The following is a 14,524-nucleotide window of genomic DNA, read 5'->3' on the forward strand; positions in this document are numbered from 1 at the left end:
GCCGGGTAGCACCGCCGGGAAACCGGCACCATTGAAATATTGAGAATGTTGGAGATCCACGCCGGATGTCCAACTGTGGCAGGGCCCAGCGCGGTCCGCAGACCACAACTGCACAAGGAGAATAAGCAGCATGGCAAAGCGCAGCAAAGCATATGAGGCAGCCGCAGCCAAGATCGAGGCAGACAAGTTCTACGCCCCGTTCGAGGCCATCAAGCTCGCCAAGGACACCAACCCGTCCAAGTTCGACGCCACCGTTGAGGTCGCTTTCCGTTTGGGCGTTGACCCGCGTAAGGCCGACCAGATGGTCCGCGGTACCGTCAACCTGCCGCACGGCACGGGTAAGACTGCCCGCGTCTTGGTGTTCGCAACGGGCGACAAGGCTGAAGCAGCAATCGCTGCAGGCGCCGACTTCGTTGGTTCCGATGACCTGATCGAAAAGATCGCAGCCGGCTGGACCGACTTCGACGCCGCAGTGGCAACCCCTGACCTCATGGGCAAGGTTGGCCGTCTCGGTAAGGTCCTCGGCCCGCGTAACCTCATGCCGAACCCGAAGACCGGTACCGTGACCGCTGACGTCACCAAGGCTGTCAACGACATCAAGGGCGGCAAGATCGACTTCCGCGTCGACAAGCACTCGAACCTGCACTTCATCATCGGCAAGGTTTCCTTCGACGAACTGAAGCTGGCCGAGAACTACGCAGCCGCTCTGGAAGAGGTGCTTCGCCTGAAGCCGTCCGCTTCCAAGGGCCGCTACATCCAGAAGGCTACGGTCGCCACCACGTTCGGTCCGGGCATCTCCGTTGACCCGAACGTCACCAAGGTTCTCACCGAGGCGTAAGCCGCCGGGAGCATCGACTCTGAAAGGACCGTCCGGCATTAGCCGGGCGGTCCTTTCGTTGTAGGCGAACCGTCACCTATCGCGGCCGGCGACCGCTGATTAGGCTGAGGGCATGACAGGCCAGGTTCCGGATTTCAGCATCCACGAGCTCCATCTGCCGGAGTCCCTGGATGGTCCGGACGGCAAGGTTTTTCGGGAGCTCTCATCCGTGATGGACGCCATGGTGCTGGAAACCTGGGGAAACCTGGAACGGGCGTCCTCGGCCCAGGCCCGGCTCGCCGGATGGCGCGATACCCCATACGCGGTATCGAGGCACTTCTTCGCCCGGGTGGACGGAAGGATCATTGGCCACGCGTCCTGCGAAGTTCCGCTCAAGGACAACATCCAAACCGCGTGGCTCGAGGTAGATGTGCTGGAGGCGTACCGCCGGTACGGAATCGGAACCGCGTTGCTTCGCACCGTAGAAGGCATCGCGAAGGCCCAGGGGAGGCACGTCCTGCAGGCGCACACCGAACACCCCATCGGCCTCGCAGGAGCAGAGGGAGTACCCGGGGGAGTATCCGACGTTGCTCCGGGAGCAGCCTTCTGCCTCAAGAACGGTTACACCTTGGAACAGGCCAGCAGATTCAGCACGTTGGACATGGACCACAACGCGGAATGGGCAAGGCTGGAGTTTGCGGCGCACTCCAAAGCAGACGCCGATTACGGGGTCCTTGCCTGGACGAACCGTTGCCCCGCCGAATACGTGGACCGCATGGCCGGGCTGATGGGCCGGATGAGCACGGATACTCCGGCGGGAGGCCTTGAGATCGAGGCAGAGGACTGGGACGCTGCCCGCGTCAGGCAACTCGAAGACACCATGCTTGCCGAGGGTCAGACTGCCCTCGTGGCCGCCGCACAAGACCGGAGGATGGGGGAGCTCGTTGCGTACACCGTGATCTACCTTGATCCCGCGAAGCCCGGTGTGGCCGAGCAGGACGATACTTTGGTGGCACCGCCGCATCGGGGCCATGGGCTGGGAATGCTCGTCAAACTGGCCAATCTGCGCAGGCTGCAGACGGAATATCCGTCCGTGGGGCGCGTCATGACTTTTAATGCCGAGGAAAACGAACATATGCTGTCCATCAACGTACAGCTCGGCTTCAAACCGGCCGGATACGACGGCGAATGGCAAAAGAGGATCAAATGACGAGCACGGTGGAGATCGGCCAACTCTGGATCCCGGATTCCCTTGACGCCGATGACGCAAAGGATTTCCTGGCCGCCGTCGAAGTCAGCCGCAGGGTCCGCATGCAGATCTGGGGCACGGACGATCTTGCCTACACGCCGTTGGAAAAACTGCTCGAACTCGGCGACCCTTACGAACGCCAGGTCATTCTCGTGGCCCGCGTCGACGGCCGCATTGTCGGTACGGTAGACATCGCGCTTCCCCTTGCCGACAACATGGACCTGGCCGAGTTCACCCTCGACATCCTTCCCGAATTCCAGCGCAGGGGCGTCGGGCGGCAGCTCCTGGAAGCTGCCGAGCACTTCGCCAGAAGCGAGGGCCGGACCATGATCATGGTGGACACGAACCATCCTGCCGAGTCCCTCCGGGGCGGTGCCGAAGGGCAACTCGTGCCTGGCAGCGGCCTGGGCTTCGTTCCCTTGGCCAGCCGCGAGGTCGATTTTGCCCGGCGTACCGGTTACACCCTGCAGCACATCGAACAGTTCAGTTCCTGCGCGCTCCCGCTGGATTCAAAGCTCGTAGCCGAGCTTGAGGCCGAAGCCGAGGACGCGAACGCCGGCCGTTACCAGGTCCACCACTGGACCGATCGGTGCCCCCAACAGTGGCTCGAAGCTGTGGCCGCCCTGGAGAACGCAGCCGGCGAGGTGGTGTCGGAAGGCAACGAGGCCCCGGAAGCCGAACAGCAGCAATTAGTGTTCGACGCCGGTGTGTTGCGGCAGGCGGAGGACGCCGCCGTCGCGCAGGGACGCCGAACGGTGGTCACCGCCGTCGAACACGTCGCCAGCGGGCGGATCGTCGGACTCACCACGATCGGGGTCCTGGCGCAACGCCAGGATGTCGTCTTCCAAGACGACACGATCGTCCTGCAGGAGCACCGCGGGAACAAGCTCGGGCTCCTCATCAAGGTCGCCAACATGCAGCGCCTGAGCGAACAGTTTCCCGACGCCCGCGTGATCTACACCTGGAATGCGCCGGAAAACCGGTACTTGCTGACGGTGAACAAGCAACTGGGATTCACCACGGCCGGGGTCACGGGGTTGTGGCAGAAGGAACTGCCGAACATGGGGCCGAGGGTCACCTCCTCCGAGTAGGCGGCGCGATTTGGCGATGCACTTGCCCGTCCCGTAAGCTTGAACTACCAAAGACCGTCGGTTGATGGGAATCCACTCCTCCGGGCACAGCTCAACTCTGTAGCTGCGTGCGGAAGAACCAAGTGGTTTCCTAGACGAAGGACCCTGACAAAGGGCGGCCGGCGCAGGTGAACGAAGCAAATCTCCATGATCATTGGATCGTGTTGAGCCAAGCCCCGTGCATCTGCGCGGGGCGTTTTTTAGTTGCAGCTCTTTTGAGCGGGGACCCGGAAAACCGGCTTTATTCCCCGGAAGGAGGGTTATGGCAACGCCTAGCAAGATCTCTGCAGTAGCTGAGATCACCAACGATTTCAAGGAATCGAACGCCGCTGTCCTGACCGAATACCGCGGGCTCTCTGTTGCACAGCTCAAGCAGCTGCGTGTTTCTCTCGGCCTGGACACCAAGTTCTCGGTCGTCAAGAACACCCTGACCGCCATTGCAGCCAAGGAAGCTGGTGTCGAAGCATTCGACGGTCAGCTTGCCGGCCCCACTGCGATCGCATTCATCAAGGGTGACGCGGTTGCTGCCGCCAAGAGCCTGACGGACTTTGCCAAGGCCAACAAGCAGCTTGTCATCAAGACCGGCTACTTCGAAGGCAAGGCACTGAACGCAGCAGAGGTTGCCGCACTGGCAGCCCTCGAGTCCCGTGAGCTGCAGCTCGCCAAGGTTGCAGGCATCCTCAAGGCACCTGCTGCCGCGGCTGCACGCATCATTGACGCTCTGCGCCTCAAGCTTGAAGAAGAGGGCGGCGCTGTAGCACCGGCCGCTGACGAAGCACCGGCTGCCGAAGAGGCTCCCGCCGAGGCTGCTGCAGAAGAGGCTGCCGCTCCGGCTGAAGCCGCTGAAGCAGCAACCGAAGAGAACTAAGTTCTCCCCACTCAAACTGCGGTGCAGTAACGGACAACGTCCGTGGCAGCACCACCTATAGGAAGGACGCCAAACATGGCGAAGCTCAGCAACGAAGAGCTCATTGAAGCTTTCAAGGAACTGACCATCATCGAGCTCTCCGAGTTCGTCAAGCTCTTCGAAGAGACCTTCGAAGTTACCGCTGCTGCTGTTGCAGTCGCCGGCCCTGCCGGTGGCGCTGCTGCTGAAGAGGCCGAAGAGAAGACTGAATTCGATGTCGTCCTCGAAGCTGCCGGTGACAAGAAGATCGCAGTGATCAAGGAAGTTCGCGCCATCACCTCCCTCGGCCTCAAGGAAGCCAAGGACCTGGTTGACGGTGCACCGAAGGCTGTTCTCGAAGGCGCCACCAAGGAAGCCGCTGAGAAGGCCAAGGAGCAGCTCGAAGCTGCCGGCGCCACGGTTACTGTCAAGTAACTCGCGTTCGCGTTTTCAGGAAGCCCCGTCCGGATTCGTCCGGGCGGGGCTTTCCTGCATTTAACAGCAACGCGGGGTCACTTACGGCCCATTAGGTGCTGCCGGATGGGCCGTAAGTGACCCCGCGTTGCTCAGATGGGGTCGCTGATGTCGGCTACGATCGCGCCCAAGGCCTCAGTGAGGGAATCGGCCTTCACGAAGGCGCTGAATCCGTGTTCGCCTGCGCCCATTGAGATCCTGCGTCCCGCGATGCTGGCATCCGCATAGACCGGCCAGGGCGTCGAACTTCCCAGCGGCGTGATGGTGCCGCGCTCATAACCGGTTGCCTCGAAGGCAATGTCGGCCGAAGGCATGGACAGCTTGTTGACGCCCAGGAGGGCGCGCAACTTGGGCCAGGAGATCTGCCGGTCACCCGGAACCAGCGCGAACAGGAACGAGCCGTCCCGGTGTTTGACCACAAGGGACTTCACGATGTCCGCCGGTGTGACCCCCATGATGCGGGCAGCTTCCTCAAGGCTGCTAGCCGCCGCCCGCTCTACGAGTTGGACGTCGAGTCCGCGTGCGGCCGCGTCAGCCAGGAATCGCTCAGTGCCCCGCATTCATGCTCCATTTCCGTTCACGGCCACTCCGCCGCCGAACTCGCCGAATATCTAGTCGCGGTAGAGAAGCAGTGCTTCACCTTGGCCGCCGCCACCACAGAGCGCAACCGCCGCCTTACCCTTACCGCGGCGCTTCAGCTCGTGGGCCGCGTGGAGGGCCAGCCGCGCTCCTGAGGCACCGATCGGGTGTCCAATCGCGATTGCTCCGCCGTGCACATTGCACTTCTCCAAGGGATAGTCCAGGTCCTTCAAGGACTGTACCGCCACCGAACCGAAGGCTTCATTGATCTCGATGAAGTCCAGGTCGGACGTTGTCCACCCAGCACGGTCCAGCGCGTGCCGTATCGCATTGGAAGGCTGCGAATGCAGGCTGTTGTCGGGTCCCGCCACCTGGCCGGGCTTGCCGACGACGGCAAGGTAGTCAAGGTCGTTCTCCTCGGCGAAGCGGCGGCTCGTGAGCACGAGTGCGGAGGCGCCGTCGGACAGGGGAGAGGAGTTGCCTGCGGTGATGGTTCCGTCGGTGGCAAAGGCGCCCTTCAAGGGGGCCAGGGTCTCGAGCGTGGTCTGCGGGCGGACGCCTTCGTCCCTTGTCAGCACCAAGGGTTCTCCCTTGCGCTGCTTGACGCTGATGGGGGTGATCTCGCCGTCGAACACTCCTTGCTCGGCGGCCGCGGCCGCACGCTGGTGCGAAGCGGCGGCCACTTCATCCTGGGACCGGCGGTCGATGCCCAGCGAGAGGTTCTTGATCTCGGTGGACAGGCCCATTGACTGGCCATCAAAGGCGTCGGTGAGCCCGTCGTGGGCAGCGACGTCGAGGGCCTGGATGGCGCCGTAGCTCCAGCCTTGCCGGGAACCGGGCAGCAAGTGCGGAGCGCGGCTCATCGATTCCTGGCCGCCGGCAACCACGACGGCGGCATCGCCACTGCGGATCATTCGCGCTGCGTCGATCACGGCGGTCAGTCCGGAGAGGCAGACCTTGTTGATGGTGACGGCGGGGATGTTCCAGCCGATGCCGGCGGCGATGGCGCTTTGCCGGGCCGGATTCTGGCCGGCGCCTGCCTGCAGGACCTGCCCCATGATCACTGCGTCCACTTTGTCCGCGGTGAGCCCGCTCGCCGCAATGGCGCCTGAAATGGCGTGAGCGCCGAGCTCGACGGCGGTGAGCCCGGCCAGTTGCCCGTTCAACCGTCCCTGTGGGGTACGGCTGGCGGAAAGGATGACAACGTCGTTGTTGTTGTCCGTTGTGTCTGAGGGGGTGCTCATTTTCTCTCTTCCGATCAAGGGTGGTGAGCCTAGGTTACCGTGGCGTAGATCACCTCTCCATTCAACAATGGAGCCTGGATCAACATTCCGCCCGCGCCAGCAAGAGGCCGTTGCCGCATAGGTGCCTGCGGCAACGGTGCTTGCATTCAGGCGGGATGTGGGGTAGACAGGTGGGTTGATTTGCCGTATTGTGGATATTTGCGTCTTCCCTGTTAACCTTCAGCCTTCATATAGCGGTGGGCTTTACCTCTCAGCTGCGCCATCGACGTGCCGTTAAGAACGAGCATGGTCTTGGTCAGCCGGGGTCCCGGGTCATATAGCGGAACCGGAAAGGTACACTGCGGATTCAATCTGCAGGGTGCAAGCGGGGGAGATCTGAAAACGCCTGAAGGTCTGTGGAAGGATCCCTCTTGGTCGCCTCGAGCACCTCTAATAACGAAACCGCTAATACGGCAAGCACCGATGGTGCAACTCGCCGGCTCTCATTCGCAAAGATTCACGAACCGCTGGACGTTCCGAATCTGCTCGCACTGCAGACAGACAGCTTTGACTGGCTGGTCGGAAACGAACGCTGGCAGTCGCGGGTAGCGAAGGCTGTCGAGGAAGGCGACCTGAGCGTCGCCACCACCTCCGGACTTGCCGACATCTTCGAAGAGATCTCCCCCATCGAGGACTTCCAGGGCACCATGTCCCTGAGCTTCTCCGAGCCGGAGTTCGCTGATCCGAAGTACACCATGGCCGAATGCAAAGACCGTGACGCCACTTACTCGGCACCGCTGTATGTCAAGGCCGAGTTCATGAACAACAACACGGGTGAAATCAAGCAGCAGACCGTGTTCATGGGCGATTTCCCTCTCATGACCGAGAAGGGAACGTTCGTCGTCAACGGCACCGAGCGTGTCGTCGTCTCCCAGCTGGTCCGTTCGCCGGGCGCCTACTTTGAGCGCACCGCAGACAAGACCAGTGACAAGGACATCTTCACTGCAAAGATCATCCCGTCCCGCGGTGCATGGTTCGAACTCGAAATCGACAAGCGCGACCAGGTCGGCGTACGCCTCGACCGCAAGCGCAAGCAGTCGGTCACCGTTCTGCTGAAGGCCCTCGGCTGGACCGAAGGCCAGATCCTCGAAGAGTTCGGCCAGTACGACTCCATGCGCGCAACGCTGGAGAAGGACGCCACCGAAACCCGCGAAGACGCCCTGCTGGACATCTACCGCAAGCTGCGTCCGGGCGAGCCGCCCACCGTCGAGGCTGCCCAGTCCCTGCTGGACAACCTGTACTTCAACGCCAAGCGCTACGATCTGGCCAAGGTTGGCCGTTACAAGATCAACCGCAAGCTCGGCATCGACCGCTCCCTTGGCGACAAGGAAGCTTCGGTCCTGCACGTTGAAGACATCGTGGCCATGATCAAGTTCCTCGTCGCGCTCCACGCCGGCGAGAAGACCCTCATGGGCAAGCGCGATGGCGAAGACCACGAGCTCCGCGTCGAGATCGATGACATCGACCACTTCGGCAACCGTCGCATCCGCGCTGTCGGTGAACTGATCGAAAACCAGGTCCGCACCGGCCTGTCCCGCATGGAGCGCGTCGTCCGCGAACGCATGACCACGCAGGACGTCGAAGCGATCACGCCGCAGACCCTGATCAACATCCGCCCTGTTGTGGCAGCCATCAAGGAGTTCTTCGGAACGTCCCAGCTGTCCCAGTTCATGGACCAGAACAACCCGTTGTCGGGTCTGACCCACAAGCGCCGCCTGTCGGCCCTTGGCCCGGGTGGTCTGTCCCGTGACCGCGCAGGCATGGAAGTCCGAGACGTTCACCCGTCCCACTACGGACGTATGTGCCCCATTGAAACTCCTGAAGGCCCGAACATCGGCCTGATCGGTTCGCTGGCTTCCTACGGCCGCATCAACCCGTTCGGTTTCATCGAGACTCCGTACCGCCTGGTGTCCGAGGGCGTCGTTTCCGATGAGGTCCAGTACCTCACCGCCGACGACGAAGCCGAAGTCCTGATTGCACAGGCCAACGCACCGCTGGATGCCGACAAGAAGTTCGCGGAAGAGACCGTGCTTGTCCGTGCCCGTGGTGGTGGAGGCGAGCCCGTTCTGGTTCCGGCCGGCGAAGTTCAGTTCATGGACGTTTCCCCGCGCCAGATGGTGTCCGTAGCTACCGCCCTGATTCCGTTCCTCGAGCATGACGATGCAAACCGCGCACTCATGGGTGCCAACATGCAGCGCCAGGCTGTGCCGCTGGTCCGTTCCGAGGCTCCGTTCGTGGGTACCGGCATGGAGCGCGCTGCCGCCGTCGACGCCGGTGACGTCGTCATCGCGAAGAAGGCCGGTGTCGTCAACGAAGTTTCCGCTGACCTCGTCACCATGCTTAACGACGACGGCACGGAAACCAGCTACCGCATCAACAAGTTCGCCCGTTCCAACCAGGGCAACTGCTACAACCACCGTGTCCTGGTCAACGAAGGCCAGCGCCTCGAAGTCGGCGGCATCATCGCTGACGGCCCGGCAACGGACCAGGGTGAGCTCGCCCTCGGCAAGAACCTCCTCGTGGCATTCATGTCCTGGGAAGGCCACAACTTCGAGGACGCCATCATCCTGTCGCAGCGCATCGTCGCTGAGGACGTCCTTTCCTCCATCCACATCGAGGAGCACGAGATCGATGCCCGCGACACCAAGCTTGGTGCCGAGGAAATCACCCGTGACATCCCCAACGTGTCCGAGGAAGTCCTCGCAGGACTGGACGAGCGCGGCATCATCCACATCGGTGCCGAGGTTGAAGCCGGCGACATCCTGGTCGGAAAGGTCACCCCGAAGGGTGAAACCGAACTGACTCCGGAAGAGCGCCTCCTCCGCGCGATCTTCGGCGAGAAGTCCCGCGAAGTGCGTGACACCTCCCTGAAGGTTCCCCACGGTGAGTCCGGCACGGTGATCGGCGTGCGCGTCTTCGACCGCGACAACGACGACGAGCTGCCCCCGGGCGTCAACCAGCTGGTCCGCGTCTACGTTGCCGCCAAGCGCAAGATCACCGACGGCGACAAGCTCGCCGGCCGCCACGGTAACAAGGGCGTCATCTCCAAGATCCTGCCGATCGAAGACATGCCGTTCCTTGCCGACGGCACCCCTGTGGACATCGTCCTGAACCCCCTGGGTGTTCCGGGTCGTATGAACGTCGGCCAGGTGCTCGAAACGCACCTTGGATGGGTTGCCAAGACCGGTTGGAAGATCGAAGGCGAGCCGGAGTGGGTCAAGAACCTCCCGAACCTGCCTCGTGAAACCGGCCAGACGACCGTTGCCACCCCGGTGTTCGACGGTGCACGCGAAGAGGAAATCACAGGTCTGCTGGATTCCACCAACGTGACCCGCGACGGCGACCGCCTGATCGACTCCTCCGGCAAAACCCGTCTGTTCGACGGCCGCTCCGGCGAGCCGTTCCCGGACCCGATCTCCGTGGGCTACATGTACATCCTGAAGCTCCACCACCTGGTGGACGACAAGATCCACGCACGCTCCACCGGCCCGTACTCCATGATCACGCAGCAGCCGCTGGGTGGTAAGGCTCAGTTCGGTGGCCAGCGCTTCGGTGAAATGGAAGTGTGGGCGCTCGAAGCATACGGCGCTGCCTACACCCTCCAGGAACTGCTGACGATCAAGTCGGACGATATCCACGGCCGCGTGAAGGTCTACGAAGCCATCGTCAAGGGCGAGAACATCCCCGAGCCTGGCGTTCCGGAATCCTTCAAGGTCTTGATCAAGGAAATGCAGTCGCTGTGCCTGAACGTGGAAGTCCTTTCCACGGATGGTACGACGATCGAAATGCGTGACTCTGATGACGCAGTCTTTACGGCTGCGGAAGAACTGGGCATCGATCTGTCTCGCGCAGAGCCCAGCTCCGTAGAAGAGGTCTAAACAGCCGCTCTGGCTGGCGGTGCAGACCGCCAGCCAAGGCTGCTGCCTCTTTCCGTAAACCCAAGACTTCAGAATTTAGAGAACAAGAGAGAACAGGGACCATATGTCCAGCGAATCCTCCTTCGGCCTCATGCAGATCGGCCTCGCCACCGCGGAAGACATCCGCGGCTGGTCTTACGGTGAGGTCAAGAAGCCGGAAACCATCAACTACCGCACGCTCAAGCCCGAGAAGGACGGCCTCTTCTGCGAGAAGATCTTCGGCCCGTCCCGGGACTGGGAATGCTACTGCGGCAAGTACAAGCGCGTGCGCTTCAAGGGCATCATCTGCGAGCGGTGTGGCGTTGAAGTCACCCGCGCCAAGGTGCGCCGCGAGCGCATGGGCCACATTGAGCTGGCCGCTCCCGTCACGCACATCTGGTACTTCAAGGGTGTTCCCTCCCGTTTGGGCTACCTCCTTGACCTGGCACCGAAGGACCTCGAAAAGGTCATCTACTTCGCTGCCTACATGATCACGAGCGTCGACACCGAGAGCCGTCACGCGGAACTGCCGAACCTCCAGGTGGAGCACGACCTCGAGAAGAAGCAGCTCGTCGACAACCGCGACAGCGACATCGCCACGATTGCCCGCGACCTTGAGGACGAGCTTGCCCGCCTCGAAGGTGAAGGCGCCAAGGCTGCGGACAAGAAGAAGGCCCGCGACTCCGCGGACCGCCAGATGGCCAACGTCCGCAAGCGCGCGGATGCTGAGATCGAGCGCCTCGAGCAGGTCTGGGACCGCTTCAAGAACCTGAAGGTCGCCGACCTCGAGGGTGACGAAGGCCTGTACCGCGAACTGCGCGACCGCTACGGCATGTACTTCGAAGGCTCCATGGGTGCCGAAGCCATCAAGAAGCGTCTTGAGAACTTCGACATGCAGGCAGAGTCGGAGTCCCTCCGCGACACCATCCAGAACGGCAAGGGCCAGCGCAAGACGCGTGCCCTCAAGCGCTTGAAGGTTGTCAACGCATTCCTGACCACCAACAACAGCCCGCTTGGCATGGTGCTGGACGCCGTCCCGGTGATCCCGCCGGAACTGCGCCCGATGGTCCAGCTGGACGGTGGCCGTTTCGCGACCTCCGACCTCAACGACCTGTACCGCCGTGTGATCAACCGCAACAACCGACTCAAGCGACTGCTTGACCTCGGCGCTCCGGAGATCATCGTCAACAACGAGAAGCGCATGCTTCAGGAAGCTGTTGACAGCCTCTTCGACAACGGCCGTCGCGGCCGTCCTGTCACGGGTCCGGGCAACCGTCCGCTGAAGTCCCTGAGCGACATGCTCAAGGGCAAGCAGGGCCGTTTCCGCCAGAACCTCCTCGGCAAGCGCGTCGACTACTCCGGCCGTTCGGTCATCGTCGTCGGTCCGCAGCTGAAGCTGCACCAGTGTGGTCTGCCCAAGCAGATGGCCCTGGAGCTCTTCAAGCCGTTCGTGATGAAGCGCCTGGTTGACCTCAACCACGCGCAGAACATCAAGTCGGCAAAGCGCATGGTCGAGCGTTACCGCCCGCAGGTCTGGGACGTGCTGGAAGAGATCATCACCGAACACCCGGTGCTGCTCAACCGTGCACCTACCCTGCACCGCCTCGGCATCCAGGCATTCGAGCCGCAGCTTGTAGAAGGCAAGGCCATCCAGCTTCACCCGCTGGTGTGTGGCGCCTTCAACGCCGACTTCGACGGTGACCAGATGGCAGTCCACCTGCCGCTGAGCCCCGAAGCGCAGGCTGAAGCCCGGATCCTGATGCTGTCCTCCAACAACATCTTGAAGCCGTCAGATGGCCGTCCGGTGACCCTGCCTTCGCAGGACATGATCATCGGTCTGTACCACCTGACCACCAAGCGCGTTGGTTCCGCAGGCGAAGGCCGTATCTTCTCCTCGGTTTCGGAAGCCATCATGGCCTACGATGCCCGCGAGCTGCACCTGAACTCCCAGGTCAAGATCCGCCTTGAGGGCTTTGTGCCTTACGCCGGCTGGGAAGCTCCGGAAGGTTGGGAGCCGGGTCAGACCGCACTGGTCCAGACCTCCCTCGGCCAGGTTCTCTTCAACGAGACCCTGCCGGAGGACTACCCGTGGGTTGAGGCTGTTGCCGACAAGGGCGAGCTTTCCCGTATCGTCAACGACCTCGCAGAGCGCTACCCGAAGGTTGTCACGGCTGCAACGCTGGACAACCTGAAGGACGCCGGTTTCTACTGGGCAACCCGCTCGGGCGTCACCGTGGCAATCTCCGACATCGAGGTGCCCACCTCCAAGCCGGCCATCCTTGCCGGTTACGAGACCATGGCTGCCAAGATCCAGGGCCAGTACGACAAGGGCCTGATCGACGACGACGAGCGTCGCCAGGAACTGATCGAGATCTGGAACAAGGCCACCAACGAAATCGCCCAGGCGATGCGTGACAGCCTGTCCCCGATGAACACCATCAACCGCATGGTGTCCTCCGGTGCACGTGGTAACTGGATGCAGGTCCGCCAGATCGCGGGTATCCGTGGTCTTGTGGCCAACCCGAAGGGTGAGATCATCCCGCGTCCGATCAAGTCCTCGTACCGCGAGGGCCTGTCGGTGCTGGAATACTTCATCGCCACGCACGGTGCCCGTAAGGGTCTGGCCGACACCGCGCTGCGTACCGCCAACTCGGGTTACCTGACCCGTCGTCTGGTGGACGTTTCGCAGGACGTCATCGTCCGTGAAGAGGACTGTGGCACCGAGCGTGGTCTCATGACCGCAATCGCCGTGCCGGACTCCAACGGTGAGCTGGTCCTTGACGAGAACGTCGAGAACAGCGCCTACGCACGTACCCTCGCCGTCGACGTCGTCGACTCCAAGGGTGCTGTGCTGGCAGCTGCCGGCACCGACTGCGGCGACGTCGTCATTGCCGAGCTGCTCGCAGCCGGCATCACCGAGGTCAAGGTCCGTTCCGTGCTCACGTGTGAGTCCAAGGTCGGTACCTGTGCGCTCTGCTACGGCCGTTCGCTGGCCACTGGCAAGACCGTGGACATCGGAGAGGCCGTCGGCATCATCGCCGCACAGTCCATCGGTGAACCCGGTACCCAGCTGACCATGCGTACGTTCCACACCGGTGGTGCTGTTTCCGCCAGCGGTGGCGACGACATCACCCAGGGTCTGCCCCGTATCCAGGAGCTCTTCGAAGCCCGTACTCCGAAGGGTGTTGCACCGATTGCTGAAGCAGCCGGCCGCATCGCCATCGAAGAGTCCGAGCGCCAGATGCGCCTCATCATCACCCCGGACGATGGTTCCGAGGAGATCGCCTACCCGGTGCTGCGCCGTTCCCGCCTCCTCATCGAGGATGGCGAGCACGTCAGCGTCGGCCAGAAGCTGATCAACGGTCCTGTGGACCCGAAGCAGGTTCTGCGCATCATGGGTCCGCGTGCCGCCCAGAAGTTCCTGGTGGACGAGGTCCAGGGCGTTTACCGCAGCCAGGGCATCGGCATCCACGACAAGCACGTCGAAGTCATCGTCCGTCAGATGCTGCGCCGCGTGACCGTCATCGAATCCGGCGACTCCGATCTGCTTCCGGGCGAGCTCGCTGAGCGCAGCCGCTTCGAAGACGAGAACCGTCGCGTGGTGTCCGAAGGCCGTACCCCGGCTTCCGGCCGTCCGGAACTGATGGGTATCACCAAGGCATCTCTGGCAACTGAGTCCTGGCTGTCGGCCGCTTCCTTCCAGGAGACCACCCGCGTTCTGACGCAGGCGGCCATGGAAGGCAAGAGCGACCCGCTGCTCGGCCTCAAGGAGAACGTCATCATCGGTAAGCTCATCCCGGCCGGTACGGGCTTGCCCCGTTACACCGAGGTCACCGTGGAGCCGACTGAAGAAGCAAAGGCAAGCCTGTTCACGGGCCCCAGCGCCTTCACCGACTTCTCGTATGACGCCCTGGGCGGCGACGGAGCTCCCGAGTTCCACGCCATCCCGCTGGATGACTACGATCTCGGCAACGACTTCCGCTGAGAAGTCTGAAACGCAAGGACCCCGTACTCACTGAGTGCGGGGTCCTTCCCGTTAAGCGCCCGACGACGGCGGCCGGCACCCGCCGTCGTGGTTCACCCCTCTACACCCGATTAAGGCCTCAGATCAAGCCATGCTAGAATTTTGGTAATTGTTCTGTGTGGCAGTGGATGAAGGCCGCCGCAGCATCATTTCGGTTTTGTTCTCATGATGTTGGGTGGAGCCTGT

General features: G+C 62.4%; 9 protein-coding genes. 7 read left to right on the plus strand and 2 right to left on the minus strand.

The window, feature by feature from the left end; genetic code table 11:
- Positions 1–130 precede the first annotated feature (130 nt).
- From rplA to rplL, 5 genes are all read left to right on the plus strand, one after another.
- Entirely contained in the window at positions 131–838 is a 708-nt protein-coding gene (gene rplA / locus QRN51_RS21470) for a 50S ribosomal protein L1 (RefSeq protein WP_028265118.1), read from the plus strand.
- 112 nt (positions 839–950) lie between these two features.
- A complete protein-coding gene (locus tag QRN51_RS21475) occupies positions 951–2,027 on the plus strand; it encodes a GNAT family N-acetyltransferase (RefSeq protein WP_284991825.1) in 1,077 nt (358 codons plus the stop codon).
- Complete coding sequence (locus QRN51_RS21480) at positions 2,006–3,157, plus strand: GNAT family N-acetyltransferase (RefSeq protein ID WP_370872614.1); 1,152 nt, start codon at positions 2,006–2,008, stop codon at positions 3,155–3,157. The genes QRN51_RS21475 and QRN51_RS21480 overlap by 22 nt, the downstream gene beginning before the upstream one ends.
- A gap of 301 nt (positions 3,158–3,458) precedes the next feature.
- The gene (gene rplJ, locus QRN51_RS21485) at positions 3,459–4,064 is read left to right on the plus strand and encodes a 50S ribosomal protein L10 (protein WP_284991826.1); all 606 of its coding nucleotides are present in this window, start codon (positions 3,459–3,461) and stop codon (positions 4,062–4,064) included.
- Between the two features lie 75 nt (positions 4,065–4,139).
- Positions 4,140–4,517 carry a 50S ribosomal protein L7/L12 gene (gene rplL / locus QRN51_RS21490; protein WP_059387353.1) on the plus strand — a complete coding sequence of 126 codons (378 nt, stop codon included), beginning with the start codon at positions 4,140–4,142 and terminating at the stop codon, positions 4,515–4,517.
- Positions 4,518–4,648: 131 nt separating this feature from the next.
- Here rplL and QRN51_RS21495 read toward each other — a convergent pair whose 3' ends face one another.
- A complete protein-coding gene (locus tag QRN51_RS21495) occupies positions 4,649–5,116 on the minus strand; it encodes an aminoacyl-tRNA deacylase (protein ID WP_284991827.1) in 468 nt (155 codons plus the stop codon).
- A gap of 51 nt (positions 5,117–5,167) precedes the next feature.
- On the minus strand, positions 5,168–6,379 hold the full coding sequence (locus tag QRN51_RS21500) for an acetyl-CoA C-acetyltransferase (protein ID WP_284991828.1): 1,212 nt from the start codon (positions 6,377–6,379) through the stop codon (positions 5,168–5,170).
- A gap of 410 nt (positions 6,380–6,789) precedes the next feature.
- Here QRN51_RS21500 and rpoB point away from each other — a divergent pair, with 410 nt between their 5' ends.
- Together rpoB and QRN51_RS21510 are read left to right on the plus strand one after the other, a co-directional pair.
- Complete coding sequence (gene rpoB, locus QRN51_RS21505; protein WP_059387358.1) at positions 6,790–10,296, plus strand: DNA-directed RNA polymerase subunit beta; 3,507 nt, start codon at positions 6,790–6,792, stop codon at positions 10,294–10,296.
- 103 nt (positions 10,297–10,399) lie between these two features.
- Positions 10,400–14,299, plus strand: a complete 3,900-nt coding sequence (locus tag QRN51_RS21510) for a DNA-directed RNA polymerase subunit beta' (protein WP_284755100.1) — start codon at positions 10,400–10,402, stop codon at positions 14,297–14,299.
- Positions 14,300–14,524: the final 225 nt, after the last annotated feature.

The sequence above is a fragment of the Arthrobacter sp. efr-133-TYG-120 genome (genome assembly GCF_030209785.1).
Lineage (GTDB): Bacteria > Actinomycetota > Actinomycetes > Actinomycetales > Micrococcaceae > Arthrobacter.

Coding starts and splice junctions, on each gene's coding strand:
- rplA (WP_028265118.1), top strand. CDS start 131: ATGGCAAAGCGCAGCAAAGCATATGAGGCAGCCGCAGCCAAGATCGAG.
- QRN51_RS21475 (WP_284991825.1), top strand. CDS start 951: ATGACAGGCCAGGTTCCGGATTTCAGCATCCACGAGCTCCATCTGCCG.
- QRN51_RS21480 (WP_370872614.1), top strand. CDS start 2,006: ATGGCAAAAGAGGATCAAATGACGAGCACGGTGGAGATCGGCCAACTC.
- rplJ (WP_284991826.1), top strand. CDS start 3,459: ATGGCAACGCCTAGCAAGATCTCTGCAGTAGCTGAGATCACCAACGAT.
- rplL (WP_059387353.1), top strand. CDS start 4,140: ATGGCGAAGCTCAGCAACGAAGAGCTCATTGAAGCTTTCAAGGAACTG.
- QRN51_RS21495 (WP_284991827.1), bottom strand. CDS start 5,116: ATGCGGGGCACTGAGCGATTCCTGGCTGACGCGGCCGCACGCGGACTC.
- QRN51_RS21500 (WP_284991828.1), bottom strand. CDS start 6,379: ATGAGCACCCCCTCAGACACAACGGACAACAACAACGACGTTGTCATC.
- QRN51_RS21510 (WP_284755100.1), top strand. CDS start 10,400: ATGTCCAGCGAATCCTCCTTCGGCCTCATGCAGATCGGCCTCGCCACC.